The organism is Paenibacillus sp. JDR-2, assembly GCF_000023585.1.
GTDB lineage: Bacteria > Bacillota > Bacilli > Paenibacillales > Paenibacillaceae > Pristimantibacillus.
This window is the reverse complement of sequence record NC_012914.1, coordinates 1,748,339-1,775,054: the sequence shown is the minus strand read 5'-3', so window position 1 is coordinate 1,775,054 and position 26,716 is coordinate 1,748,339. Positions and strand designations below refer to the sequence as shown.

The following is a 26,716-nucleotide window of genomic DNA, read 5'->3' as shown; positions in this document are numbered from 1 at the left end:
CGTTGGCTTATTGCCTGTTACTTGCCCGACTTCCAGCGGTCGTACGCACCTTGATACACTTCCGTTATGCGGTCTCCGCCCATCTTTTTGACCTGTGCCAAATACTTGTCCCAACCCGACATCGGCTCTTGTCCCGTCACGAACTTCGCTTCCATCTGCTGAACGTAAGTGTCGAGGTCGGACAGCAAGGACGTGATTTCGCTTTGCTCGTCATTAGTCAGATAAACGTTAGGGAACGGAGCCTTGCCGATCGGCTTCAGCTTTTCTTCGCTTTCCTTTTGAATCCAATTATCAAACTCGGTTGTAAGACCATTCGTTAATTCGTTTATTTTGATGCCCGGAGTCAAGATGCCAAAGTTTGGAGTAAGCGTACCTCTGAAATCTTCGCGTTCCTGGCCGTTCGGAAGCTCTACCCATTCCTTCTCGTGAGTGTCCTTATTCTTGTACTTCCAGAGCATGCCTTCAGGTCCTTGGTTCATAAGCGTTGCGCCTTCGTAGCTGTATTGATAGTCAACCCAGCGCATGGTAGCCTCCGGATTCGGGTCCTTGCTTGTGATGGCAAACGTTCCGTTGGCGGAGATGCCCGGATGCATGCCATAGACCGGCGATCCCGCGATTTCGCTGCTGACCGGCGTCATGAGCGGATTATCCCCGCTAGGCTCGCCGCCAAGGGTAAAGTAAGGGAAATAGTCGTTAAACACCGCGATCTGGTTATTCTGGCCTTTCGCTTTTTTCTGGTCGGAGGTCTGAGAGAAGGTCTCGTGATCCAGCAGGTTCTCATTCCACAAGCGGTTCAGGAACGTCAGGTAACCCTTGTAGCCTTCCTCTTGCGGCGAGTAGTGAACCTTGCCATCCTTGTCGGCATAAACCTTCTCGTCATACATACCCCAGAATCCAAAGAAGAACATGCGCAGATCGTCAAGCTTCACGGAAGTGAGCGGAATTTCGTCCTTCTTCCCGTTCCCGTTCGGATCCTCGTCCCTCACTCGCTTCAGGAAGTTGTATAGCTCCTCCGTCGTCTTCGGCAGCTCCGTCACGTTTAACGCCTTAAGGAATTTGCCGTTGTACCACATTGGACTGCGATACCAGATAGCCGATAGATCGATGTACGGGAGAGCATACATATGTCCGTCAGGCGTCGTAAACGATTTGCGGATGTCCGGATGCTCGTCGAAAATCTTCTTGAGATTTGGCGCGTATCCTTCGTCAATATACTTCTCGAGCGGAATAAGCACGCCTTGGGTTCCGTACGTCACCTGTTCAGCCGGCGTCAAATCCGGAGCGTAGAGGACATCCGGCAGGTCACCGCTCGCGAACACGAGGTTCTTCTTGGTGGAGAAGCTGTCCAGCGGCGTCAATTGATAGGTGAACTTGATATTCGTCAGCTTTTCCATTTCTTTTAACGCCGGCATGGTGTTCCAGTCTGCTTTGCCCACGTCCTGCGACATCATCTTAAGAGTGATCGGCTTGTCAACGATAGGAAAGCCGTCTTTTTTTACGCCGCTATCGGTAGAAGCCTCAGGTGAAGAAGAATTTGCAGAAGAGGATGGCGAAGCGGAATTGTTGTTCTCGTTGGAAGAGCTGCATGCAGCCAGTATGCTGGCTGTCATGGTAACGCTGAGAATAACGGATGATGCCCTGGAAATCCTGTTCATGCAATACACACTCCCTTTTTTAAAATGAATGATATGGGAAGATCAGCCCTTAACGGAACCGATCATTACACCCTGAACGAAATAACGCTGCAAGAAAGGATAAATAACGATAACCGGAATCGTAGCGACGATAATGACGGCATATTTGACGAGCGCCGCAATCTCCGCCTTGCTGTTCATGGCCGTTGCCGAAGAGATGTCGATCGCTCCGCCTCCTTGCGCCCCCATCTCCTGAAGAACCAGGATTTGACGCAAAACAAGCTGCAGCGGATACTTCCCGGCCTCGTTCAGATAAATCAGCGCCGAGAAATAACTGTTCCAATTGCCTACCCCGTAAAACAACGCCATTACGGCGATGATCGGCAGCGAAAGCGGCAGAATGATTCTGAAAAACAGCCGCATATTCGAGCAGCCGTCAATCTGCGCGGCTTCCTGCAGCTCCTTCGGAATGGAGCTTTGAAAAAAGGTGCGGGACACGATTATATTCCAGATGGATGCGGCGGACGGAAGAACAATCGCCCACATCGAATTCATCATGCCTAGTTCCTTCACGAGGAGATAAGTCGGGATCAGACCACCGCTGAAGAACATGGTGACCATAAACATGCCCATGAAAAAGTTTCTACCGACGAAATCTCTGCGGCTTAGCGCGTAAGCTGCCGGCAGCGTCACGAACAAGTTGATCGCCGTCCCAACCACCGTATAGATGATGGTATTTTCGTAACCGATCCAGATATTGGTGTTCTTGAACACCATCTTGTAGCCTTCTAACGTAATTCCTTTCGGCCACAGCCACATCTCTCCAGAAGCCACGGCCTTCGGATCGCTGATGGATGCGCTGATCATATACACCAGCGGATAGAAGACGATCAGAAAGGCGAGAAAAACGTACAAGTAATTGCAAGCGAGAAAAATTTTATCGCCCCTGCTCTCTTTGATGCCATGGAACATTCGTCTCCAGCCTCCTTCTTCCTTCTTCTTCGTAAGCATTCACTTTACCACAAGCTGTTCTCGCTCGTCCGGCGAACGATCTGATTTACGGCTATCAGCAGAATGGCGTTTATGACGGAATTAAACAGGCCAACCGCCGCCGAGAAGCTGTATTGGGCATTTTCCAGACCGGAACGGTAGACGAAGGTAGCGATGACGTCGGAAGACTCCATATTAAGCGGATTTTGGAGCAACAGGATCTTTTCGAACCCGACCCCAAACAAGCTTCCCATGTTCAAAATTAAAAGAATGGTCATCGTCGGAATCAAGACGGGTATATTAATGTGGCGAATGCGCTGGAATCTCGAAGCCCCGTCGATTATGGCTGCTTCATGAAGTCCGGGATCCACCCCGGATAAAGCGGCCAAATAAATGATCGTCCCCCAGCCCGCGCTCTGCCACACATTCGAGAATACGTACATCGTCTTGAACCACTTGGGATCGGTAAGAAACTCCGGTGTGCCAAACCCAAGCCATTGAATGACATGAACCAGAATTCCGGTAGACGGCGACAGGAAAGAAATGATCATCCCGGCCATGACGACAACCGATATGAAGTGAGGTGCATAGGTGACCGTTTGGGCCATCTTTTTGAAAAAGCCGTTGCGTACTTCATTAAAGGCCAGCGCCAGTATGATCGGAATCGGAAAGCCAATCGCTAGATCATAGAGACTAACGCTCAGCGTATTCCAGATCAAATCCCAGAAGTAATAGGAATGGAAGAATCGGTCAAAATGGTCCAATCCAACCCAAGGGCTTCCTACTATTCCTTTAGTCGGGATAAACGATTTGAACGCGATCTGGACACCGTACATCGGCAGGTAACAAAAGATTAGAAAGTAGAAAAACGCCGGTGCAACAAAAATGTACAATTCCCAGTTTTGCACGATCCTTTTTCCGAGCCGCTTGGTCGATGTCCCGGATCGTAGCGCCATGCTGCCCGTTGCGGCAGCCTTTGAATCTTGCATCGGATCACCTCTTCCAAATGGGTTAAAGTGCTCTCGCCACGAAGGAACGTTTGCTTGTCCTTGTCAGCGCTTACTTCCGAGGATAGAGCATGGAAGCGGCCAACGTAAATATGTCGTTTTCGTGAACATGAAAAGCACTACCCGACAAGGCCGGAGCGATGATGACAATCTCTACAGACAATCGGACAATATGTTGTTTTCGCAGCGGGATTAGGCGCCCAGCCTGTCCTTGTCAAAATTGACATATTCGAATCTAACTGAAGACAAAGAAAAGCCGGGTCAACAAGGACCCGGCTTTCACTATTATAAGGGCAGCTTTTTCGTTCTGACAATGGATACATTCCCGGTTAGGGCTTCAGGCAGCCGAACATCAAGCTCAACATCCTCCGGAGCCAAGATTCGAAGGGACATCACCTCATCCGCGATGCTCCAGTCAACCTCGATGGTTCCTCCGTTTGGAAGCGGAACGGCACCTCTTGCCCATTTCAAGTCGCATGGAGAAGGCTCGATTCTCACTTTGCTCCAGCCGCTGTCTAATCGTTTGATGCCAAGCACGTTTCGGCCGAGGAAATAAGCCGGGCCCGCCGACCAGGCATGACAATGACTGCGGGTAAGCAGATCGGCATTGGCGCGGTTTTCCGTAAAGTTTGGGTACATCTCCCAGCATGTCGTTGCATCGTTTGCGATCATCAAGCCGTAATTGCGGCGAATATCGTCAAGCATGGCGGGGATATGCCGCATCGATTCCAGCGCTTCATAGTAGAAGAATGACATAAAGGGACTGCCGATCTGTACAAAAGAAGCCGGCGGTTGAAGAAGATAGGATTCCAGCTTTGCTCTGCGCTCCTCTTGAGCGATGTCGCACAATAATGCAACGACTTGCGTCTGCATGCTATAGATTTCCGAGCGCCGTCCGTCAGCATGAATGCAATCGAGGTAAGCTCCCCGCTCCTCATCCCATAAGTGATCGTTTATGGCTTGCTCCAATGATACAGCCGCTTCAGCAAAAGATGCTCCTTCATCCGCTTTGCCTGCTTCGGCGGACATTTGTACCGCCTGCCGGAGAGTCTTCGTCAGAAACAGATTCTGATGGGTAACGACTCCTTCGTTCGGCTGGTCAATCGGCGCCCAGTCGAGCAGGTTCCAGCCCCGCATTTCGAGCAGCCCTTGCGCATTGATGTGAGTCAAATAGTGCTCAAGCGTAAAGCGGACCTCAGGCCACATCTCGGCTGCAAAAGCCTTGTCTGCCGTATGCTCCACATATTCCATCGTCGCGAGTACCCAGAAGAACGTCCAGTTGGGAATAACACTCGTCCAGCCGCTTGGCACCTGATCCATATATAGCGGGGATCTGTCCTTCGAGCCCGGAACAAGACGCAAGCAGCGTTTAACGATGTCCAACTCGCCAAAAACATAATAGTTAACCAATGCCTCGTTGCGGCTGTCTCCAACCCAATAGGTCTGCTCGTAAGAAGGGCAGTCCACAAACGTATCCTCCATGCAATTCCGGGTCGTATGCTGGCTGATCGCCCAGATATCGTTCAGCAGCGGATCGGAGCTATGGAATGTTCCGGCTTCCGCAACCGGATAAGTGCTTTGCACCATATAGACTTCATGCAGCTTAACAGGCCCTGCCGCTCCTCTTATGGTCAGCACCGCATAACGGAATCCGCGCCGGACCGGCGATTCGTATTGCTGCCGGCCTTCCAGGCAGACGTATCTGAACGTATTATCGAGACCAAACGTATGCTGGCGGAAATCGGCTTTTAAATACTCAAGGCCGTATACATCCACAACCGTACCCGCCGGAGCTTCGATCTTGAAGCCAAAAAATCCGGTACGCTGCTTGCCAAGGTCAATAACGAGCTCCGTATCCCCATCCCGGAAACGCGGAATAACCGCATATTCCCGCGCTGCCGTCAGACAAGCATTCAGACCGGATGGCAAGGCGTACGGCTCGGCTTCAGGACGCCATACATTGGATCCAAATACGTCCTGCTCGGTATAATAAATGCCGTCCAGAGGTCGGATCCAAGACCGAACGGCAGCCAGTTCTTCCATCGAAGCGGCTCCTGCCGCTCTTATATAGTTAGGCTCATTCCGGTCTATCTGCCTGTTTTCTCTCGTATCAATGTATTCCGTATCATCAAAAGGTCCAATAAGCAGCCACGGCGTCTCCCCGGCCGAATCGGGAGAATGAAGCGAGAACTTCTGCTCCGAGTGGATCGCCACATGGTAAGCTCCCCCATGATCCCCTTGGGTAATATCAAGCAGGAGGAAATGCTCGCCGGCTACCAGCTCTACCTCATAGTAACGCTCCGGATCGTTGCCATGGCTATTCTCAATCCGCTGTCCGTCGATCCAGAGCTTCTCGCCGCGGGATTGCAATATGCCAACCGTCGCTTTACCGGCTTCAGCCAGCGAGATCGTCGTAGCGATGTAGCCCATATATTGAATCGGATTGGCATGCTCCACCGAACCGGGAACCATTGCGTTCCGAAGGTCGATAGCTGCCGTCCAGGCAGGCGGCTTCACCCGCTGCAGGGACTCGATGCGGGAAGGATACAGCTTTTCTTCCGTCAGGAACGGGATGTCGCGGGGAATCAGCTTCTTCCATGGACCTTCCCCAACCTCCGCAGCAACAGCAGCTTGTGCCCATGAAGAGTCGACGAATGTTGTCCCCGTCCAATCGCCATCCGATTCCCTCGCATCGTAAATTTCAGCAAAGCCTTGCTGGCAGGACATGCGCGGAGCCGCGGAATGATGGCCCCTCAGCTTCTCCGTCTTCCAGGACGAGTCCGTTGCTGCCAGCACTTCATCACCTGAAGCGATTTCCGCAAGCAGACCGCCTTTCCCCCTCAAATAATAGAAGTTGGTTACGCCAAAATGCAGCACAAGAACGGCAATCGTATTCCTGTCGCCGGGCTGAAGTAAATGACCGATGGAATAAGTATCGTAAAATTGCTCCTCCGGCCAAGAACGGACCGGACCTCTGCCGATTTGCACCCCGTTCACATAAGCGACGTATCTGGAATCCGCGCTAATTCGCAGCTTTGCATCGGCGGCTCCAGCTGTAGTCACGTCAAACGTCGAACGGAAGCAGCGCCATTCGTTGCGCGGGCTTTCCTCTTCCCCTCCCCAAATCCATTGAGCCTTCCAAGCCGTTTCCTTCATCATCTTTTCCTCCTAGTTCTATTAAAATCATTTTCCGACTGCCTCTTCCTCGCAACCTAATTCCAGTTATTGGCGTTAAATGAATAGAGATTATACTTTAACTATCAAGGGGGAATAGGTTTGTCGGACAAGCTAATGGGCGCGGCAGCGATTATTACAAATACCGAAGGCAAGGTGTTGCTGGTCAAGCATAGTTATGGCAAGAATAATTGGGATTTGCCGGGAGGCAAATCGGAAGCTAACGAATCCGCACAGCAGACCGCCGCAAGAGAAGTGGTCGAGGAGACCGCGCTGTCTGTCGAGATTGGCGCGTTAACGGGGATCTACTATGACCCGGCATATGATATGCACCACTTTGTCTTTTTGGCGGATATCGTTGGAGATCAGCATCCCGTACCAAGCTCTCCGGAAATACTCGAATGCCGCTATTGCGATCCCCGTAATCTCCCGCGGCCAATCAGCGATTTTACCAGCAACCGAATTCTCCATGCGTTAGATCCAAACCGTAAAACTCTATTCCATACCATTGGCCCTAGGCAATGGATTTGATTTCCGTTAAAAAACAAAGCTCCTTCGCTTCCAGCTCACGCTGGCATTAGAGGGAGCTTTATTTTGTTGCTTATTTTCTGCCAAGGGCTTGCTGGATAAGCTCTACTTCCTGCGTTGTCAGCGGCTCTCCCGCCGCCTTCGCGTTGGATTCCACTTGGCGGATATTTTTGAAGCCGGGAATGACGCATGCATTTGGAGATTGTGCCAGGGCATATTGAATAGCTGCTCTGACCAGATCCTGCGTGTTATCTCCGAAATGCTCTTTAAGAGGCTGAAGCTGTCTGCGGATCTCGAGCAAGCGTTCCTTCGAATAAGATTGGTTTGTTGAACGGATATCCCCTTCTCCAAACTTAGGAGGATGCTCCGGATCGAATTTATCCAGCAGCAAGCCTTGGGCAAGCGGTCCGAACAGGACCATGCCGAGGTTTTGCTCTTCCGCCCAGCGGAACAGATTGGTGCTTTCCCGATCAAACTCATTGCCAAAGGCGTTGTAATGGAACTGCAGCACATCCGGACGAGTGACCGGACATACCCGCATAAAATCGGCATAGCCGTAAGCTGATTGGCCAATCACGCGGACCTTGCCTTCCTTCTGAAGCTCTCGCATCGTGTCGGCTGCTTCCTCCAGATAGCGGTCGCCCGGGCCAAAGTTCGTATTATGGAAATAATAGAGATCAATATGATCCGTTCCGAGATTCGCAAGAGTCTGCTCCAGCTGATGGCGGATATGTACCGGCTGCATCGCGTTAGGAGCGGTTCCTCTGAACCATCCTACCTTGGAGGCTACAATCACGGAGTCACGAGGAACATCCTTCAGAAACTGTCCGATTACCCGCTCCGAATGACCGTCGCCGTATACATCCGCTGTATCCAAATGGTTAATGCCAAGCTCATGCGCTCTGCGCAAGCCCGCAAGAGACTCGTTGTCATCGTTGCCCGACCAGCCGACGGGTTCACCGTCCCGCCACGATGGTCCGCCAATCGCCCAACAGCCCAAGCTTATCTCGCTTACCTTCAAACCGGATCGTCCTAGTACACGGTATTCCATGACTATCACCTCTAAGTGTGAAATATGAATATTTGATATAACATATGATTCAATTCATTATAGCATTAGAGAATTTACGGAATAAGAAGTGAAAAATTATTTACTTAGTTACTCCAGGATACTGTGAGATTACGACATCAATATGAAGACAATTGGCCTTAAACCACTATAAAAATCCCCTCCCGGCTACCGGAAGGGGATGCTATCCCAGGGATGATGGTCGTTTACCCTCGAAACAGGAATACTTGCTTTACGTACCTTAAAAAATGAACATCCATGTACGATGCCATTCGTTTGTTTAGATCGCGATATTCCTCCAGTTTGTCTGAATGGCGTTTACTTCGTTCATCGATCTGCCTATTAAAGTGATGAAGCTCGTTCTCAAGCCGGATTCTGGCACTCTCCAATTCACTCGTCAAGGAATCCCGCTCAGGATGATGGGCCTGCATGATCACATTTAGCCTTTCCTGTGCTTCATTTTTATACGTTTGTTCCGCATCGGTTAATTTTGACTTTCGATCCTTATACTTTAACGCTGTGGCAGAGATTTCACTGTGAGGAAGGACAACGGGAATTTTAGTTCGATACTTGCGTTCGATTTTTCTTTTCCAGTCGACCAGCGCCTTCGCTTGAGATCGGCTCATGCCTACATGAACCGAGCCGCCGTTTTTCAAGATCAAATATGCCCTATCGATTTGTTTGCGGCCATAGGACTGATTGATCGTAATGTCCATAAAATCGGCCGGCGTTCGAATTCCGTTCGTTCTTAAAAGGCGTTTCATTTCATCGTCGATCTCCGGAATTTTTTCCTGACTTATCTTATGTTTGATTATTTGCTCTTCCAGCCATGTTTTTTGGAACGAGGCCAATTTGCCGGACAGCTCCGTTTTTTCCTCATGGTCAATGTTCCGTCTTTCGCCAAATAATCCGTTTAAATGAATATGAAGCTCCTTCTCCACCGCTTCCTTTGCATGCCTTTCCCGATAAGTCGCATCCTCGAGCCTTTGTACGCAATCGTATATCAAATCCTCTTCAATCTGACTGAATTTTTGCTTGCTATCGTTTAATTCGTTCAATTCGCTTCTCGATTCGGCCAGGACAAGCTCCAGCCTTTTGATGTTTTCGAACGCGGCTCTCTTTTCCCGGACGGCAGGAACCTTCCCATAACGCCAGCTTAAAAAGGCCATCTCCGTTCCAAAACCTATAATCGAACAGAAGAATAGCGCTGCGACCGGGGCACTGCTGTACAAAGTAACCGCGGCTATCGCTGCTGCGAGTAAAATCAGGTAGGAAACGAAGCTTTCCTGCAAAATCAAATACGTTGATCTCTTCTGGTGCGGCGCCGATTCCAACGTAATATGGTCCAAGACCCATGACGTGCCGCCGGAATACGAAGTTTCTGGCGGCGATACGGCGGCAACCTTCCTTGGCTTCCGCTTCAAGACCCGATCATACAAGACGATTAGCGAAGTTCTAAATGCCGTATTTTTAGAGATGGCCGAGCTATGGAGGCTTGAAGGCTGTATTTCCTTCCCCTCAGAATTGGGATCGGGGAGTCTAGGCACTTCCGTCATTTCCATTGCCGCGAATGCGCGAAGGGCGTTTGCCGACTTTCGTACCGCTTCTTCTTCGACCATCGTCAGTAATTCGAACGCCCGTGATGCATCCGGATTAACAAAGTCATTCCGTCGAAATAGAAGGCTTTCCTCTGCCTCACCCGCTTCAAGCGAAAGCCATAATGAGGGATCGGAACGAACAGCTGCGATCGATATCCAAACTACCCATGCCGAAAAGCGATCGATATAGGGTCCGAAATGTCCTTCATTCCTTCCCGGGTGTTGATAGTTTCGATGACCGAGCTCATTGCTTGGCATGCCGTTTAAAGCGGGGACATACATCCCGTCGTAATCGATCAGAATGATTTCATTATTGTGGATCAATATATTTCCGTGCTGCAGGTCGCCATGCCCAATATTGGCCGAGCACAGCTCGCGGTTCATTATTATCCATTTATCGGAGAGTTCTTGCAGCAGGTCGGCATGATGCAAATTTCGGCCCATGTAGTCGAGCAGCGATTCTCCTTCCACCCACTGCATTTTCACGATCGGAAACCACTGACCGTTAACGTTGATGCCTTCGGAAAGATATTCGAATGGGACGAGATAAGGAAGCGGATTGGAGCGTAAATGCAAGCTGATGGCATCGTAACGGATCTTCTGATCCTTCACATTGTTAGTGAAACACCTGACCGCCCACTCTCTCTCGCCACAATTCAGTTTGTATACGCTGGCGAAGCTTCCCGATATCGGACGGGGGAGGCCGAGCTTATCCAATTCAGGAAGCCCGGCCTGCAGATCCGGGTCCTTGAAGCAGATACGCGGATTTTGGATGGCTTCCCTATAGTCCTGCGGAGTGGGCCAGAACAATAGCCTCACTTCCCTTTAACCAGTTTTAGACGAATGAACGTAACATCATCATTCCTAAGATAGTAATAGCCTTCACGATGAGGCCGCCGTCTTTCTTCATGCACGAGATGGTTAAAGTCATGCTCGCCAGCTAGCTTTTGTATGATCCCTATTACGCCGCTATCTTCCTTGTAACGAGTCAACAGCCAACAGGCTAGGGCATCGGTCATCAACCAGAACTCGTCTCCCGCTTCGGCGGTACCGCTCCATCTGCGAACAAACGCATCAAGCTGGACGTTATTGACCGCGTTACTCGAGATAAGAACCGGTCGTCGCTCAAAATCACCGGCTGTGCTTAAAGGAAAGGAAGCGATCATCGTATCCCCTCTAACATGAAAAATACAGCTGTCGCCGACCGCGATCGCGTCAAATGCCGGGGACTCGGCATCCATCGGAAATCGGAACGTGATCCCCGCCAATGTGGAAAACGCCCCGCTGCTGAGCTTCTCTTGCGCATACCAGGGGAGACTTTTGCCGCTTATTTTTTTCTGCCAGGCTTTCGATAAGGGAGAGACTGATCTATGGATCTGCCTATCTCCCCATCTGCCAAGGCAATAACCCTTTACGAGCAATCTCGCCCACAGTTCAGCATAGGAGGACTCACTAGCCCCATCGGCTATAGCGAATCTGCAACATGTCGTCTCCTTGTGAACATGCGTGCTGCTATGGGAGGCATCCTCGTATTCATCGGTGCGATTTCCTGCCTTCGGCAATAAAAAACATTCGCTTTCGATTCGCATAGCTGAAGCTCTATCGCAAATTGGCAGGACGCGTTCCGATATCAAGCGCCTGGATCACGAGAGTTAAATCCGCATTAAGCACAAAACCTCTCGCTCCGTCAGAAAGATTCAAGTCGTATTCCTGATTGGCGACTCGGATCATAAAAGGCGTTAGGGAACTTGAGCCTTCGTAAAGCATCCTGGAATACGCGTCGGGCAGCGCATCCGCGGTTTCCGGAAAACGGAGCTCCACCGCGCTTGGACTATCGGAAATGTGCAGGTTGAACAGCAGTACATTTCCGTCATCGGTCGAGAGTGCTCTCAATTGTTCCATTTCAAGTGTCGGATCGCCGTCTGTCGATTCCCCATCCGTGATATGAATAACAACCGGCGGAAAACAATGCGTGTACTCACTGATCCATTGAGTCAGAACGGTTTGAGCCGTTCTCATCGCTTCGCACATCGGCGTGCCTCCGTTTGCTACGGGCTCGAACCAGACCGGAAACTTAACGAGTTGATCAACCAGTCCTCCTGCTCCATCCGGCACTTTTTTCAACCGCTTATCCAGCTTTGACGGGTTATCCGCAATTTCGCTAATCGGCACCACTTCTTTCCCCGCTAAAACGCCTCCGAACGCAGGACCGACACCGGCGCCGTAGCCAATTACGCCGACATGATAGTAATCACGTATTCCTTCCGACTTCGCGCACTTGATAACGAGATTTTGCAATAACCGGTTAATGGCGTCCGAAACGCTCTCGGACTTCGTGCTTGCCCCGAACGGATCAGACATCGACCCGGATTGGTCGATAATAAACAAGATACACGATGGATTCGAACGGCTGATTTCAGCTGAATACATGCGCTCACCCCTCATAATAGATACATATTTATACCTATTCGAAAGGGGACAAAGTATTAACAATAAAAAAGCAGCTGGCGCAAAAGAACTGCGGCAGCTGCTTACTCTATGGATTTTACCCCTCCCCGTTTACGAGATTGGTTTATGCCGCATTAAAATAAATCCAGATTCTATATCGAATATGAGATCACTTAAAATTAAGTTTGACAGCAGATCGGTCGCAACCCAAGTATTTGTTTGGTTCAACTTATTTTTTTTTACGCGTATAAAATAGACATGATAGGTTGGATATTGCTATTCGGTTATATTCTCATTCTGTAAATGAAAAACATTCCTTGTTGCTTCTATGAAAGATAACATAATTGGGGAAAGCCACTTGTCTTTGTGCCGCAACATCTGTGTGTACACCTGCAAATCCGGAATTTGCCATGGAAGGACAACAAGTTCTCCGCGTTCAACTTCAGCTTCCACGACGATCTCAGGAAGAAAGGCAATACCGATTCCAGAAATTGCACATTTTTTAATTGCTTCAGCACTTTGAAACTCCAGATACGTAATGCTATCAATGCCTTCTTTCTCAAAAGATCGGTCAAACATCGTTCGATATGGACAACCTTTTTCATTGGTCAAAAACACTTCTTCATGAAAATCTTCCAACTTTAGCACAGTTCGCTTAGCAAGTGGATGATCTGGAGCAGCCAACAAACGGAAATTCTCTTCTACGAGCGGTTCCACGACAAGTCCACTTGAGCAAATAGGTTCATCCAGCATATAAACGATATCCGTCGTTCCCTCGAATAACGTTTGCTTAAGCTCTTGATTCGGAACTGAGCGAAAGATCAGGCGAACACCGGGATGTTGCGAACGAAACCGTTGGAAGACAGGAGGAAGCCGGTAGGAGCAAATAACTTCATTCGCACTTATCGTTAGAGTCCCACTTAGTTGTGCATTATCATGGACAACACTGCGAGCTTCGTCCAATTTTTCAAGAACTCCTTGGGCATGCGTTAAAAAGCGTTTGCCCGCAGTTGTGAGCGCGAGTTGCTTGCCCAACCGATCAAAGAGGCGGACACCCAGCTCCTCTTCCAATGCTTTAATTTGCATGGTGACGTTGGAAGGAACATAGCTCAGCGCCTCTGCTGCCCGCGTGAAATTCAATGTTGTAGCAACCGTGCAAAACGTATTCAGTTGGCGCAATTCCATCGGAGTCCCCTCTTTCTTCTTTCAATTATATTGAATGCTATCTTGAATTCTATTCACTTTTATTGAGAGTATCACGACTCTATACTGAGTACAAGAGATCACAGTGAACATGTGGTTTTTCATTTTGAAGGGAGCGACCATACGATGGATTATGAAATTTTTAATTTGGGTGATGTACTTTTACAATCAGGAGTGACGTTACCCAATGCTTTTCTTGCTTATAAAACATACGGAAAATTAAATGAACAGAAAGATAATGTGATTGTCTATCCAACGGCATTTGGAGATCAGCATGTTCAGAATGAATGGCTCATTGGCAGCGGAATGGCACTTGATCCAGAGAAATATTTTATTATCATTCCAAATTTGCTGGGGAATGGACTTTCATCCTCTCCCAGCAACACGCCGCATCCATTCGAGCGGGCTAACTTTCCACAGGTAACTATCTATGACAACGTACGATTCCAGCATCAACTACTGACCGAAAAATTCGGGATCCAGAAGATTGCTCTCGTCGTCGGATGGTCCATGGGCGGCATTCAGGCATTTCAATGGGGGGCAAGTTACCCGGAGATAGTCGAACGGATTGCACCTTTCGGAGGTATCGCCAAACCTTGGCCTCACACATATGTAGTGCTGGAAGGTGTAAAATCCTCACTACTATCTGCAGTCGGCTTCGACTCAAGTAAACTAAACCAGTTGACTTCTGCAGACATGCGCGCCGTTGGTCGGGTGTATGCGGGATGGGGATTATCACATGCGTTTTATCGAGAGGAGCTTTATCGTGAGATGGGATTTGACACATTGGAGGATTTTGTAGCTGGTGTCTGGGAAAATAGCTTTATGAATATGGATCCACATAACGTCCTAGCCATGTTATGGACAGGCCAGCATGCAGACATTAGTGCCAACTCTTCCTATAACGGAGATTTTGATAAGGCACTTAAAAGCATAAAGGCATTTGCTTGCATTATGCCGGGAAGTACCGATCTCTTCTGCACAGCGGACGATAATGCATATGAAGCTGCGCGTATCCCTAAAGCTAGTCTTAACCCGATCCAGTCAATCTGGGGTCACTTTGCCGGCCGCGGTATCAACAGTTCCGATAATCAATTCATCGATGACAATCTGAAGCACTTGTTGTCACTTAGCGCTGACGAATAGAACGTCATCAACCTAACGAATCGTATTTGAGGTCACCAGAATGTACTGGGTTGACCTCTTTTTCTTTGGTCGTACTTGCTTTCACGAATTTTGCGAACGCTGCAATTCTAGTTTTTATCCAAATTGAATGATGCTAGGTTTTGTAAACAAAAGAAACTGTAGCGTTTCTTGAATCTTGAAAATCATACTTATTATTTTTTTTCGTTCCCATACCTGTAGTATGTTCAAGAAATTCAATTAACCTGCCCTTTATTTCAACAAAAGCCGCAGCTGATCCTTCCATCTGCTGCAGCTTTATTAGTTGAACTATAGTTTCCCGTTCGTTTAGTCATGCATACCGGACGGGAGGATTTTTAGTTGAGAACACCGCGCTGTCTGTAACGGCAAGATTTAAGGCCATCCTTCAGCGGATGGCCTTAAATCACAGCGCCTTTTCTGCTCCTTAGCCGCTTTCGTTCCTATTCTCCCGGAGCAGGGTCCCATGCTCCTGAGTCCACGACCACATCGCGGCAAAAATCGGCTGCAAAGCTTTCCCGCTCTCTGTAAGTTCATATTCGACATGCAGCGGTACGCCAGGATAAAGCGTACGAGTGACGAGTCCCTTCTCCTCTAACAGCCGCAAACGGTCTGTCAGCGTTTTCGGACTTATGGGTTGCAGCTTACGACGTAGTTCCCCAAACCGTCGGGTCCCGTTAATTAGCTCGAACAAGAGAAGAAGCGTCCATTTTCCATCCAGAATCTCAAGGATCGGTTCAACGACACCTGGACAGGATTGATCCATCATCGGCTTTCTCTCCTTAGTTCATTTTTTGAAACTATTGCACTTAAATGTAACTACTTTTCAAAAGTACCATGGTGCAATTATGATGTAAACCAAGAGGGAGGAAAAATATTCTATTTTCAAGAAGGGAGGACACATCATGAATAGACCCTTTGAATTGGATCCGATGGAGTACCCGTTCACTGATCGCTGGCTGCCTTACCGTGACGGTTATATTCATTACCTCGATGAAGGGCAAGGACCAACGGTTCTTCTCCTCCACGGAAACCCCACATGGTCTTATCTTTATCGGAACGTCATCAAAGAGCTTCGCGAGGATTTCCGACTCGTCGCTCCGGATTACCCCGGATTCGGCATGTCGAAGGCGCCTACAGGTTACCGCTTTACACCGCAAGAGCAATCGGCAGCCATTCAAGATCTGATTAACCATTTGGATCTGAAAGATATGATTGTAGTCGTTCAGGATTGGGGAGGCCCGATCGGGCTGAACTACGCGGTACGGCATCGGAATAACTTGCGCGGCATTGTCGTGATGAATACTTGGGCCTGGCCTGCTGAAATTATGCCGATGAAATTGTTTTCACTCGCCATGGGAGGTTGGCCAATCGGTCGCTGGCTTCAAACACGGCGCAACTTCTTCGCCAAAATCATTGTTCCGCACGGAATACACCATGCCGAGAAAGTCACGGATAGCTTGAGAAAAGCTTATACCGACCCGTTCCCGACTCCGAAGTCCAGAATACCGACATGGGTATTTCCAAGACAGATCCGCAAGGCACGAAAGTGGCTTACCGACATTGAATCGAAGTTGTCGAATTTATCCGATTTGCCTGCTCAAATATTGTGGGGAACGAAAGACAGCGCAGGCTTCCCGATCGAACAGATGGCCAAATGGCAAAGATATTTGCCGTTAAACGAAACCGAGATTCTGGAAGATGCCTCGCACTACGTGCAAGAGGATCGTCCGGACCGGGTAGTTGCAGCAATTCGAAGAATACGGAAGAGAGTAAGAGGAGGAGTTTTACTATGAAAACAATTTTATGGGCAACCTTATCAGCCAATGGCAATTATGCGCAATCCGGTCCAGATAACCCACCGAAGATAGAAGCGTTGCACGACTTCGCGACACACGCTAAAGCTGCGGGAAATTTCATTGTCGGGCGCCGCACTTTCGAAGGTATGCGCGGCAACGGTGGTCCAGGTCCCTTTGGCGAAGTCGACATCGTCATCATTTCTAAGAGCGCCTCGGATATCCCGGGCGTAACGGTTGTAAGATCGCCAGAGGAAGCCTTGAACCACCTGCGGCAAAAAGGCCATCAAACCGCTCTCATTAGCGGTGGCGCGGAAATTCACAATTCATTCCTCAACCAAAATCTTGTAGACGAAGTGATTTTCAATGTGGCGCCCGTGATGGAAGGCAAGGGGTTGAATCTTCTAATCGACAAAGATAACTACTTATATAAGCATGTGGAGCTGCTGAACTGTCAGCCCCTCGGCGGTGGTATCGTCCAACTGCATTATGCGATTCAACGATAAAATCGTTGCTCGGCATGAAGACCCTTTTTCAAGGGTCTTTTAAGAGTGCTTGTCATCTCCAAAAAACTTGCCTTTATCTATGATACGGATATGATACGGATCACCGCGAGTGATCTTAAAATATCCTGCCCGTTCAACAAAAAAAAAAGCAACCGGACGTAATGCGCCGGCTGCTGTCGTATTGTTGAACTATCGTTCTCCGCAATGAATTAATTTAAAACTTCTCTCTTAAGAACCTTCCTTGGGCAATATTACGACTGCTCTACTTCGGGCTTCTTGCCATAACTTTGAATATAGGCACTGGTACCCTGTTGGACTTCAGTTTATTTTTTGTAGTAGCTCAAATCGTAAGTATGAATTGCAGAATCATCATTAATGACCTGAAAGTTATATTTAGCAATATCTACATGGTTTGCAAGACTAAACTTTGTTCGATCTCTTTTCAATATTCCTTTCGAAGGACCATTTGAGATTATGCCTGCCCTATGCACAATCCAATCCACATCTTGTGCTTCTTCAACTAAATATTCAATTACAGTTTCATTATCTTTATGCTGACCGAGAAGACCGTTATATCTAGCTACAGTATTCCTAAGAATCCAAGTCACAAAAGGGAGTCTTTCTTTATATCGTCGAGTGAGTCCTCCGGCCTGATATAAGAAACGTTTTACACCTTGTCGCCGCATAGCTGGGATAAGCTTCTTAATAAAGATAGTATTGATTGGCGCCTTATTTTGTTCCTGAGCATTTCCAATCATACAGATTACTAAGTCGACTCCATCTAATAATTCGTCAATATTTCCACAATTTGTTACGGAACCTTTGATTAGCTCTAAATTTATATTTTGCATTTTAACTTTTTCTGGATTTCTAACTAAGGCTTTTACTTTATGACCCTCTTTAAGCGCTATGGAAACAAAGTGTTGGCCAGTTCTACCGGTTGCACCAAATACCAAAAATGTTGATTTTGAATTTTTCAATGATAATGATCCCTCCAAAAAGAGACTCAGAAAGTACGGATTATTTGTTCCTTACAATTAGTTTTTTAATAATTTGCATTTTTTTATCTTCACAAAGTACCATATAGATCTCATGCTCCGGTGAGTTTGTGCGAAATATCAATAAGAGCCCTTTGATCCTCTTTATTCACTTCGATGGCAAACTTGCGTTGAAAATTACCAGGCTTGTTCCACATGTAAGCCGATGTCCCTTTGCCCTCCAGGAGTGCCTGAACAGGGTTGCGAGCCGCCAATTCGACGGAGTTGAGAAAAGGTCGTGCCACTGCGACGCAGGCTCTGAAATACCATGGCGCATTTTTAAAGATTTCCGTTCGAGCAACTCCAGGGGTTGTACATCCCGCGAAAATCTTAGGATGAGTCTTGGTAAGATAGTTTGCATAATACATGCATGCGCCAACGATCGGAAGCGTCATCGTCCAGAAATTGAATTTTTCGAAGGATTGGAATTTCTTGATGTCGAATTTGGGAACCTTATTCACTGTGCCCACCATCATTATTACCCGAGGATGGTCTGCCTTAAGAAGTTTTGGCAGCAGGAGCTGAGTTAGGTGATAACGGCTAAAGTAAGCCAAAGCGAAAAAAAGCGGGAGACCGTCCTTTGTTCTGATGTCTCTCGGATCAAAAATGCCCGCCGAGTGTAACAATCCGTCGATCTTGTCGGTTATTTCACTGATCTTTCGTGCCGCATCTCTGACTCCATCGTGAGTCGCGAGATCCACCGAGAGAAAAACCGCTCGATTGCGCGCATCGCCAAAAGATGCCATTGCTTTCTCACCTTTTTGTTTATCACGCCCCAAAATAATTACGCGATTGCCTGCGTCAATAAGATCTTTAGCCGACTGCAGGCCAACACCGCTATTCCCCCCCGTAATTACAAATGTATTCATACTCTTTCGCTCCCTTATTTTGTGAAATAATGTCCTTGCTCCAGATCTGCTCCTTAGTCCCATTTGACTAAGATATGACCCCAGTCTAAACTATAAAGTAAACTCTAAAGCAAGCGTTTGGAGGTATGAATTCATATGAAAATTCAAGAATTAGCAGACTTGATGGGTCTAACCCCCCACACCATTCGTTTTTATGAGAAGGAAGGTTTGCTTGACAGCAGGCATATTCAGCGAGAGAAGAATAATTATCGCAACTACTCAGACGAAGCAATTGGGCGGTTAAAGCTGATTAAGAAATTTCAAGGCATCGGCTGCTCATTAGCTGAACTGAAGACGATTTTGCAGGATTACGATACGAACGCACGCACGAACCAAGAAGTAATAGAATGGATTCTTCAGAAGATCAATGAGATCGAGCGTAAGAAGGACGAATACGATCATATGCTTGTAACGCTGAATTGGATGCTGACGTACAGGAAGCTGCTGACTGAAGATCCGCAGGAAGCTGAGGCCATGATGGAGGAATTACGACTTAGAATTAATATCTAGCTGAATACACGATGAAAAAGCTCTTTGGATAAAAATTGCGTCAACCAGCAAAAATAGTTTCCATTACGTTAAACTGCCCTTACTACAACAAAAATGGCAGCTGATCATCTGTCAGCTGCCATCTTGTTGTTCTTAACTAACGTTCCTCGTTAACTTAAGCTCCTTGGGTTATTATCAATTGAAGATAATATCCTTTAGTTCAATCAGAGTCTTGATTCGATAGCTGGCTTTTGTGAAGTCATGTGTTTTTGTGAAGTCATTATGTACAATAGCACAGTCGATACCAGCCGCCACGGCTGAGTTCAATCCTCTGTTTGAATCCTCTACAACCAGGGTCTCTTCTTTGGTAGCACCGAAACGCTCTAAACCAGTCAAGTATGGTTCCGGGTGCGGCTTGGTGCGCCCATAGTCTTCACGAACAAGGACGAATTCCATGAATTGTCTAATCTGACGCTTTTCATGAATAAGTTGAAAATCCACACGTTTTGCAGTCGTCACGATCGCCATGCGAACGTACTTTGACAGCTCGGCTAGAGTTTCAACTACACCTTCGATCTCTATAGCTTCTGTTCTTAGATATTCCTGATAATAGAAGTTGCGCACCTCACGCTGCTTGCTGATGATCTGCTCATCAATACCTGCCGCCCTAGCTTGGGACCAAGTGCCCAATGACTGGGTCATATCGCGAAGGTATTGACCTTTATCCAAAGTAAACCCGATATCAGCCAGAGCGCGTGCTCCCGCTTTGTAATACCAGAATTCCGTATCAACCAGAACACCATCATGATCGAAGAGGATGTACTTTTTCATTGTTTCGGTCTCCTTTGTCCATTACCCTAACAATGTATTACTTTGACAATAAATTGATCGGTTCAATAATACCACATATTGGAACTACCCTGTCCTTACTTCAACAATAAACCGGCAGCGGATCATAGATCTGTTGCCGATTATTGTTTTAAACTAAAGTTCCCAGTTAGCAAAAACGTTCTTGTAGAATATTTCAATCACGCGTTAATACATGACAAAGAGCTTTTTTATCCAGTTGTGCACTGGCACATTCAACGCAAATTCCCTTATGTAGAGCTGAATTTACTTAAATTTCCCTTTCTTTAACAAAAGCGGCAGCAGATCCTCCGATCTGCTGCCGCTTTTGTGATTTACTGATGCTAATGAGCGCGAATATAATAATTAGTATTAATATTACTAAACTCAGAGTTCCATTCCAATGGCTATCCTGCATAAATCAAAAGCCACTCGTATGTGGCAACGATACCATCCTTCATGTTGAACTTCTCCTCATAAACCTTATACATTTCATTGAACAGTTTGCGGGGGCTTAGCCCATCAATTGGGATCGCCTCAGAATGACTTGCACCCATTGATTTTATGGATCGAAGGAAATCTCTTGGGGAAGCATACGTCTCCTTCTGAGTATCCTGCTGACAGTAAATAGTAGAAAACCCAGCCTCCGCAAGCACTTCTTCCCATTGATTAGTTGACAGAACGGATAATCCATGCCGCTGCGGCTCCATTCCATAAGCATGATAAACTTCGGCAAAAGCTTGATGTAGCTCTAGAAACGTATTCGGCCCGAATGTCGTGAATACCAAGGAGCCTCCCTCTCGAAGGAACCTCTTCAGGTGACTTATCGTTTGCCTTGGATGACTTAGCCATTGAAAGCAGGCGTTGGAAACAATGAGGTCGAAGGAATCCGATGGGGCCTCGACAGCCCATATCTCCACATCGGCTTGAAGAAACCGTATGTTTGCCGATTGTCTAGACTTAAATCGTTGTTCTGCTGTATGGATCATTGCGGGTGCTAGATCTAGCGCTGTAATCGAAACATGCGGCCACTGGTTCAACAATAGCTCCGTAAATTGACCTGTACCGCAGCCGATTTCCAGTATTTTTGGTTCGGTTGCCTTTCCTCTGCTATTCCGCTCAATGATCGACTTTGCAAGCTCAGCTGCCATCGTACGCTGTACATCGGCATGAATGTCATAGGAGCCCGCAGCACTCCGGTTAAATTGACGCTGAATTGCCGTCTTTGGATTGTTCATTCCACCAACTCCTGAATCGTTTTGCAATGTCCTCTTCCCTTCCTAGAAACGGTACATGACCGCTAGCAGGTATAGACTCCAGTCTGGCATGAGGAATTAATGAAGCAAGCTCCAATGCTGCTCCGTAAGGGCAGATTTCATCTTCCGTGCCATGAACCAAAAAAATCGGACAACGAATATGGCTCAATCGAGACAAGACTTCCTCTTTGCGTAAAACCTGCAATCCGGCGTTTAATGCCTGAACCGTCCAGACACCGCCAGGAGGGAGATTCTGATCAATCTTCATCTCGCGTTCTAATTCTGTAAACAGCATTTGTCGAAATTTTGTTTCTACCGATTCCCGGTCTCTCAAAAGTCCGGCGCCCATCTGCCTCACGTAGGCATCCGCCCATCCGCGATCGGCTTCCTCTTTGGGACGAGTAAATTGAGCGTTTGCCGCAAATAGCAACAGGCCGTCCGTTAATCCCTTGGCAGCGAGTCTTAATGCCAACAAACCGCCAAGGGACCAGCCTCCGATTAGCAAGGGCGGCTTTATTTTTTGTGCGGCTATCTCGACAAGAAGGATCATTTCCCTTTGTGATTCTGCTTCACTATAATCAACGGCTGCATGATGAAAATCCGGCAACGCTTCCCGAAGCCTGTCGAATACGGAACCCGCCATGCTCCAGCCGGTCAACCAAAGGATAGTACCGTTTCCCTCTAATTCATTCATCACAGCACCCCCATTCGATGTCCGATAGTGCGGATGCAATCGGCTGCATCCATCAGTTCTTTGTCCGAATGTACGGCCGATAACGAAAACCGAATGCGGGCTGTACCATCGGGAACGGTCGGAGGGCGAATCGCTACCGCAGCAATCCCTTGTGTTTCAAGCTCGCGGCTAAAACGCAAAGCAACTTCATTATTTCCCACGATCAACGGTACGATTGGCGAGTCGCCGTCGCCGATTATGAAACCGGATTGGCTAAGAGAAGACCGGAATATTCGAGTTGCTTCGAACAATCTTTCCCGGCGCCAGTGATCCGAAATGACCAACTCTAAAGCCTTGGAAATCCCGGCCACGAGAGAAGGCGGCAAAGCCGTTGAATAAATGAGCGGTCTAGCGTGATTAACCAGCCACCGAATTAATGTACGGCTGCCGCAAATATAAGCGCCGTAAACACCAAATGACTTGCTAAACGTCCCCATATGAATGTCGACTTGGTCCTGCAGTCCAAGATTATGGCACAATCCCTCGCCCCGCCTTCCGTAAATCCCCCCGCTATGCGCTTCGTCCACCATAAGCATTGCCCCAAACTCTTGCTTTAGTAGAGCGAGTTCGCTGAGGCAAGCTTTATCGCCATCCATGGAAAAGACCGCATCCGTTACAATCAACTTCCGCCTGCAATCGCGGTACTTGCTCAATAAAGTCCGTAAGTGTTCCATGTCATTATGACGGTACCGAATATGCTGCGCACGACTGAGCACAACTCCGTCAACGATGCTTGCATGGTTCAAACGATCGCTAAACACCACATCTCCGCGGCCAACTAGCGCTCCAATTACGCCAATGTTAGCCATATAACCGTTCGCGATTACGAGTGCAGCTTCACTGCCGTGCCACTCTGCCAGCGCTTGCTCCAAGCGTCTGTAAGGCGCACGGTTGCCAGTTACCAGACGTGAAGCCCCTGATCCGGCACCTTCGGATAACAAGGCTTCCCTCATCGCTTCGATGATGGCGGGATGGCCCGCGAGCCCAAGATAATTATTGGAAGAAAGATTAAGCAATGCACGTTCGCTCCGCACCGTGTAACCGGGAAATTCTAGGTCGATACTGCTATCCTGCAAAGAACGCTCCAGTGAAGCTACTGATAATAAACGGAGTTCCTGTTCCATCCATTTCATGGTGTCACCGCCTTACAGAGCGTTTAACTCGATTTCGAATCCCAAATCTTCAATGATAAGATGATCGGCCGTCACTTCTTGGCCCGCCGTCGTTAAATAATCGCCAACGAACAAGGAGTTTGCAGCGTATAGAGACAAAGGCTGCAGGGTTCGGAGATTTACTTCGCGGCCGCCGGCTACGCGAATTTCTTTAGATGGACAAATCAATCGGAATAAAGCCAATACCTTTAAAGCTTTCATCGATGAGGTGCGGTCCGCATGCTCCATAGGAGTCCCCGGAATCGCGTTTAAGAAATTAATCGGGATCGAATCCGCGTTGAGTTCGCGAAGCGCAAAAGCCATTTCAACGATTTCTTGATCAGTCTCGCCCATGCCGATAATAACTCCGGAGCAAGGAGACATGCCGTGCATCTTTACCTTCTCTACGGTTTCAACGCGTTGATCATAAGTATGGGTCGTCGTGATGGAAGGGTAATTGGCTTTACTCGTATTCAGATTGTGGTTGTAACGATGTACCCCCGCCTCGGCAAGACGTTTCGCTTGTTCATCCTTAAGAATGCCGAGGCATGCGCAAATTTTCAGCGGCATCGTCTCCCGAATTTCTTTAACGGCGTCAACGACTTGATTAAGCTCTTTATCCGTGGGTCCTTTCCCGGCTGCTACTATGCAATAGGTCCCGGCCTTTCGAGCCAATGCTTCTCGTGCACCGGCAAGCAGCGTTTCTTTATCGAGCATCGTGTATTTTCGGATCGGCGCCGTCGAAACGATTGATTGCGAGCAATAGCCGCAGTCCTCGGGGCAAAGTCCGCTTTTAGCGTTAATAATCATGTTCAGCTTTACTTTTTTGCCGTAGAAATATTTTCTCACCGTGAATGCGGCATTCATGATTAGAAGCACTTCATCATTGTCGGCTTCAAGTACCGAGAGCCCCTCCTCTAACGTCAAACATCCACCGTTCAATGCTTTAGCGGCAAGGAATTGCCATTTTGCAGTTGCCATATTGCTGTCCATCTCAATCATCCTCCCATTGTTTGAACTGCTAATGCTTCTCTGATTGGTGCGAGATCTATTCTTTTTCGAAAAATAGGTATCAACGTTTCCGAATCCACTTCGTTAGGCAAGTGAGGCAATCTGCCCAAGACCTTAAGTCCGCTGTATCTTTCGATTAGCTCAGCGTTATTCGCAATGCTCGGATCGCTAATCTTCTCTGCATTATCAATGTCATTCATAATGACGCCAATGATGCGGACTCCGAATTGCTTAAGGTAAGAAGCGGTTAAAAGCGTGTGATTAATCGTACCAAGTCCCGATCTGGCAACGATCAACGCGGGCAACCGAAGTTGATAAATGAAATCCGCCACAAAGGCGTCTTCGGTCAACGGTACGGCGACGCCACCGGCGCCTTCCACGATTAAAGCCTGGTAACGATCAATGAGTGGTTCTCCCGCAGTAATAAGCTCACTTAAGGTTAGCGTTACTCCGGACTGTTTGGCAGCGAGCATCGGAGTTACCGGGGCTTCGAATGTAAAAGGGGCAACGACCTCAGGTCGGTCCTCTATCCCCGCAAGATGCAAAAGTCTTTCGGCATCGGTCAGTCCGCTGCCGATCTTTTCGCCTGATTGGACGGGCTTCCATACGCCTACGTTTAACCCTTCGGCACGAAGCGAAGCGGCAATAGCTGCTGCCACTATTGTTTTTCCAACCCCGGTATCCGTACCAGTCACGAATAGCCCAGACAGGTTTGTTTGCGCAATAGACTTGTTCATTCCGCTTAACCGCCTTCGGTAACGTCAATAATGGACTTCGCCAAAATATCCGTCATAGCATCAAGTTCGGTTTCCGTACTGGCAAGCGGAGGTATAAAGACCATCACATTGCCAAGCGGCCTTGTCAGCATCCCAAGCTCCCTGGCTCGCTGAGTTGCGCGAACGCCTATCCGTTCTGCCCACTCGTAAGGCTCGCGCGAAGCCTTATTTCGGACGAGTTCAATACCTACCATTAGTCCCTGTTGCCGAATATCTCCAACATGCGGCCGGTCCTTTAGCTTTGAGAGTTTTTGCTCGACGAATGTTGCCTTTGCCCCTACCCCTTCAATCATCTTGCGCTCTTCCATGAGCTTTAAGCTTGCCAAAGCAACTGCACAACCAAGCGGGTTACCCGTAAAGGAATGCCCATGGAAAAAAGTCTTTTGTTCTTCGTAATCGGCGTAAAAGGCTTGGTATACTTCATCCGTTGCCAGCGTCGCTGCCACGGGCAAATAGCCTCCGGTAAGTCCTTTTCCGACAACCATCAAATCCGGACTAACCTCTTCGATATCGCAGGCAAACATAGCACCTGTCCGGCCGAAACCGGTTGCTACCTCGTCGGCTATCAGGAGCACGTCATGCTTCCGACATAAGGCTGCCATCTCGCGCAAACAGTTTGGCGGCATCGTAATGATGCCGCTGGCACCTTGAACAATCGGCTCTACGATAAGTGCCGCAATCTCCTCCGCGCTCGTTTCGAGCAGATCGCGAAGAGCGGTTAGCGTTGCATCCAAGGCCATCTTCCCGCCACCTTCATGACGGTAAGCGTTAGGATAGGGAATGATGCGCGAAGGGAATAACATTGGGCGGAAAACTTCGTGATAGAGAGGAATCGCGCCGACGCTCACGGCCCCGATCGTGTCCCCGTGGTAAGCCTGATTCATTGTAATGAAAGTCTTTTTACTTTTAACCCCTCTATTTTTCCAGTACTGAAACGCCATTTTAATTGCAATCTCAACTCCGGTTGCTCCTGAATCGGAGTAGAAAATTTTATTTAAACCACTCGGCGCAATGCCCGCCAGTTTCTCTGCAAGCTCAATTGCGGGTCTATTCGCCATTCCGAGTAAGGTTGAATGAGCAACACGGCTTAACTGATCCGTAATCGCCTGATTTAACTCCGGCACATTATGGCCATGTACATTAAGCCAGACAGATGAGAAACCGTCGTAATAAGCGCGTCCCTGCACGTCATAGAGTTTAATTCCCTCACCGCGTTCAATGATAAGAGGGTCAGAAGATATATAATCTTTCATCTGAGTGAAAGGATTCCACAAATAATCCTTATTGAGATTAGCAAGTCGTTCGTAATCCGTTAGCATAATGTTCACCATCCGCATTTTAATTGTTAACCTAAATAGAATAAGTTAGGTTAACAATTAGTTATACTAGCAGATC

The 26,716-nt window shown here is 48.0% G+C and carries 24 protein-coding genes; 5 read left to right on the top strand and 19 right to left on the bottom strand.

Going from position 1 to position 26,716, the window contains the following annotated elements; genetic code table 11:
* Positions 1-17 precede the first annotated feature (17 nt).
* The 4 genes from PJDR2_RS07710 to PJDR2_RS07695 form a co-directional block, all read right to left on the bottom strand.
* Positions 18-1,655, bottom strand: a complete 1,638-nt coding sequence (locus PJDR2_RS07710) for an extracellular solute-binding protein (RefSeq protein WP_015843104.1) — start codon at positions 1,653-1,655, stop codon at positions 18-20.
* Positions 1,656-1,697: 42 nt separating this feature from the next.
* Positions 1,698-2,606, bottom strand: a complete 909-nt coding sequence (locus tag PJDR2_RS07705) for a carbohydrate ABC transporter permease (RefSeq protein ID WP_015843103.1) — start codon at positions 2,604-2,606, stop codon at positions 1,698-1,700.
* 44 nt (positions 2,607-2,650) lie between these two features.
* Positions 2,651-3,580, bottom strand: coding sequence for an ABC transporter permease (locus PJDR2_RS07700; protein ID WP_416202269.1), 930 nt, complete (start codon positions 3,578-3,580; stop codon positions 2,651-2,653).
* A 336-nt stretch (positions 3,581-3,916) separates the two neighbouring features.
* Entirely contained in the window at positions 3,917-6,790 is a 2,874-nt protein-coding gene (locus PJDR2_RS07695) for a family 78 glycoside hydrolase catalytic domain (protein WP_015843101.1), read from the bottom strand.
* Positions 6,791-6,907: 117 nt separating this feature from the next.
* Between PJDR2_RS07695 and PJDR2_RS31800 the strand changes: the two genes are divergently transcribed.
* Complete coding sequence (locus PJDR2_RS31800; RefSeq protein ID WP_015843100.1) at positions 6,908-7,336, top strand: NUDIX hydrolase; 429 nt, start codon at positions 6,908-6,910, stop codon at positions 7,334-7,336.
* Between the two features lie 70 nt (positions 7,337-7,406).
* Here PJDR2_RS31800 and PJDR2_RS07685 read toward each other — a convergent pair whose 3' ends face one another.
* The 5 genes from PJDR2_RS07685 to PJDR2_RS07665 form a co-directional block, all read right to left on the bottom strand.
* The gene (locus PJDR2_RS07685; protein WP_015843099.1) at positions 7,407-8,384 is read right to left on the bottom strand and encodes an aldo/keto reductase; all 978 of its coding nucleotides are present in this window, start codon (positions 8,382-8,384) and stop codon (positions 7,407-7,409) included.
* 224 nt (positions 8,385-8,608) lie between these two features.
* Entirely contained in the window at positions 8,609-10,810 is a 2,202-nt protein-coding gene (locus PJDR2_RS31795; RefSeq protein WP_049790030.1) for a hypothetical protein, read from the bottom strand.
* A gap of 5 nt (positions 10,811-10,815) precedes the next feature.
* Positions 10,816-11,589 (bottom strand): protein phosphatase 2C domain-containing protein, encoded by a 774-nt coding sequence (locus PJDR2_RS07675; RefSeq protein ID WP_015843097.1) that lies wholly within the window; start codon positions 11,587-11,589, stop codon positions 10,816-10,818.
* A 10-nt stretch (positions 11,590-11,599) separates the two neighbouring features.
* On the bottom strand, positions 11,600-12,430 hold the full coding sequence (locus PJDR2_RS07670) for a vWA domain-containing protein (RefSeq protein WP_015843096.1): 831 nt from the start codon (positions 12,428-12,430) through the stop codon (positions 11,600-11,602).
* 294 nt (positions 12,431-12,724) lie between these two features.
* Positions 12,725-13,633, bottom strand: coding sequence for a LysR family transcriptional regulator (locus PJDR2_RS07665; protein ID WP_015843095.1), 909 nt, complete (start codon positions 13,631-13,633; stop codon positions 12,725-12,727).
* A 144-nt stretch (positions 13,634-13,777) separates the two neighbouring features.
* Here PJDR2_RS07665 and PJDR2_RS07660 point away from each other — a divergent pair, with 144 nt between their 5' ends.
* A complete protein-coding gene (locus PJDR2_RS07660) occupies positions 13,778-14,797 on the top strand; it encodes an alpha/beta fold hydrolase (protein WP_015843094.1) in 1,020 nt (339 codons plus the stop codon).
* Positions 14,798-15,239: 442 nt separating this feature from the next.
* Here the strand turns inward: PJDR2_RS07660 and PJDR2_RS07655 are convergent, their stop codons facing one another.
* Positions 15,240-15,581, bottom strand: coding sequence for a winged helix-turn-helix transcriptional regulator (locus tag PJDR2_RS07655; protein ID WP_015843093.1), 342 nt, complete (start codon positions 15,579-15,581; stop codon positions 15,240-15,242).
* Between the two features lie 136 nt (positions 15,582-15,717).
* Here PJDR2_RS07655 and PJDR2_RS07650 point away from each other — a divergent pair, with 136 nt between their 5' ends.
* Both PJDR2_RS07650 and PJDR2_RS07645 read left to right on the top strand, forming a co-directional pair.
* Positions 15,718-16,608: an alpha/beta fold hydrolase gene (locus PJDR2_RS07650; RefSeq protein WP_015843092.1), complete on the top strand. Its 891-nt coding sequence runs from the start codon at positions 15,718-15,720 to the stop codon at positions 16,606-16,608.
* On the top strand, positions 16,605-17,114 hold the full coding sequence (locus PJDR2_RS07645; RefSeq protein WP_015843091.1) for a dihydrofolate reductase family protein: 510 nt from the start codon (positions 16,605-16,607) through the stop codon (positions 17,112-17,114). Before PJDR2_RS07650 ends, PJDR2_RS07645 begins: the two co-directional genes overlap by 4 nt.
* 323 nt (positions 17,115-17,437) lie before the next feature.
* Here PJDR2_RS07645 and PJDR2_RS07640 read toward each other — a convergent pair whose 3' ends face one another.
* The gene (locus PJDR2_RS07640) at positions 17,438-18,094 is read right to left on the bottom strand and encodes an NAD(P)-dependent oxidoreductase (protein ID WP_015843090.1); all 657 of its coding nucleotides are present in this window, start codon (positions 18,092-18,094) and stop codon (positions 17,438-17,440) included.
* Between the two features lie 110 nt (positions 18,095-18,204).
* The gene (locus tag PJDR2_RS07635; RefSeq protein ID WP_015843089.1) at positions 18,205-19,020 is read right to left on the bottom strand and encodes an SDR family NAD(P)-dependent oxidoreductase; all 816 of its coding nucleotides are present in this window, start codon (positions 19,018-19,020) and stop codon (positions 18,205-18,207) included.
* Positions 19,021-19,155: 135 nt separating this feature from the next.
* Between PJDR2_RS07635 and PJDR2_RS07630 the strand changes: the two genes are divergently transcribed.
* On the top strand, positions 19,156-19,569 hold the full coding sequence (locus PJDR2_RS07630; RefSeq protein WP_015843088.1) for a MerR family transcriptional regulator: 414 nt from the start codon (positions 19,156-19,158) through the stop codon (positions 19,567-19,569).
* Between the two features lie 174 nt (positions 19,570-19,743).
* On the opposite strand, the gene PJDR2_RS07625 is transcribed toward PJDR2_RS07630, so the two are convergent.
* The 7 genes from PJDR2_RS07625 to bioA all read right to left on the bottom strand — a co-directional run bounded on the left by PJDR2_RS07625 (position 19,744) and on the right by bioA (position 26,640).
* Entirely contained in the window at positions 19,744-20,379 is a 636-nt protein-coding gene (locus tag PJDR2_RS07625) for an HAD family hydrolase (protein ID WP_015843087.1), read from the bottom strand.
* Between the two features lie 422 nt (positions 20,380-20,801).
* A complete protein-coding gene (gene bioC / locus PJDR2_RS07620; protein WP_015843086.1) occupies positions 20,802-21,632 on the bottom strand; it encodes a malonyl-ACP O-methyltransferase BioC in 831 nt (276 codons plus the stop codon).
* Positions 21,595-22,344: an alpha/beta hydrolase gene (locus tag PJDR2_RS07615; protein WP_015843085.1), complete on the bottom strand. Its 750-nt coding sequence runs from the start codon at positions 22,342-22,344 to the stop codon at positions 21,595-21,597. The genes bioC and PJDR2_RS07615 overlap by 38 nt, the downstream gene beginning before the upstream one ends.
* Positions 22,344-23,516, bottom strand: coding sequence for an 8-amino-7-oxononanoate synthase (bioF, locus tag PJDR2_RS07610; protein ID WP_015843084.1), 1,173 nt, complete (start codon positions 23,514-23,516; stop codon positions 22,344-22,346). The genes PJDR2_RS07615 and bioF overlap by 1 nt, the downstream gene beginning before the upstream one ends.
* 12 nt (positions 23,517-23,528) lie before the next feature.
* Positions 23,529-24,527 carry a biotin synthase BioB gene (bioB, locus tag PJDR2_RS07605; protein WP_015843083.1) on the bottom strand — a complete coding sequence of 333 codons (999 nt, stop codon included), beginning with the start codon at positions 24,525-24,527 and terminating at the stop codon, positions 23,529-23,531.
* A gap of 5 nt (positions 24,528-24,532) precedes the next feature.
* The gene (bioD, locus tag PJDR2_RS07600; RefSeq protein ID WP_015843082.1) at positions 24,533-25,282 is read right to left on the bottom strand and encodes a dethiobiotin synthase; all 750 of its coding nucleotides are present in this window, start codon (positions 25,280-25,282) and stop codon (positions 24,533-24,535) included.
* Between the two features lie 5 nt (positions 25,283-25,287).
* A complete protein-coding gene (bioA, locus tag PJDR2_RS07595; RefSeq protein ID WP_041614080.1) occupies positions 25,288-26,640 on the bottom strand; it encodes an adenosylmethionine--8-amino-7-oxononanoate transaminase in 1,353 nt (450 codons plus the stop codon).
* Between the last annotated feature and the right edge of the window lie 76 nt (positions 26,641-26,716).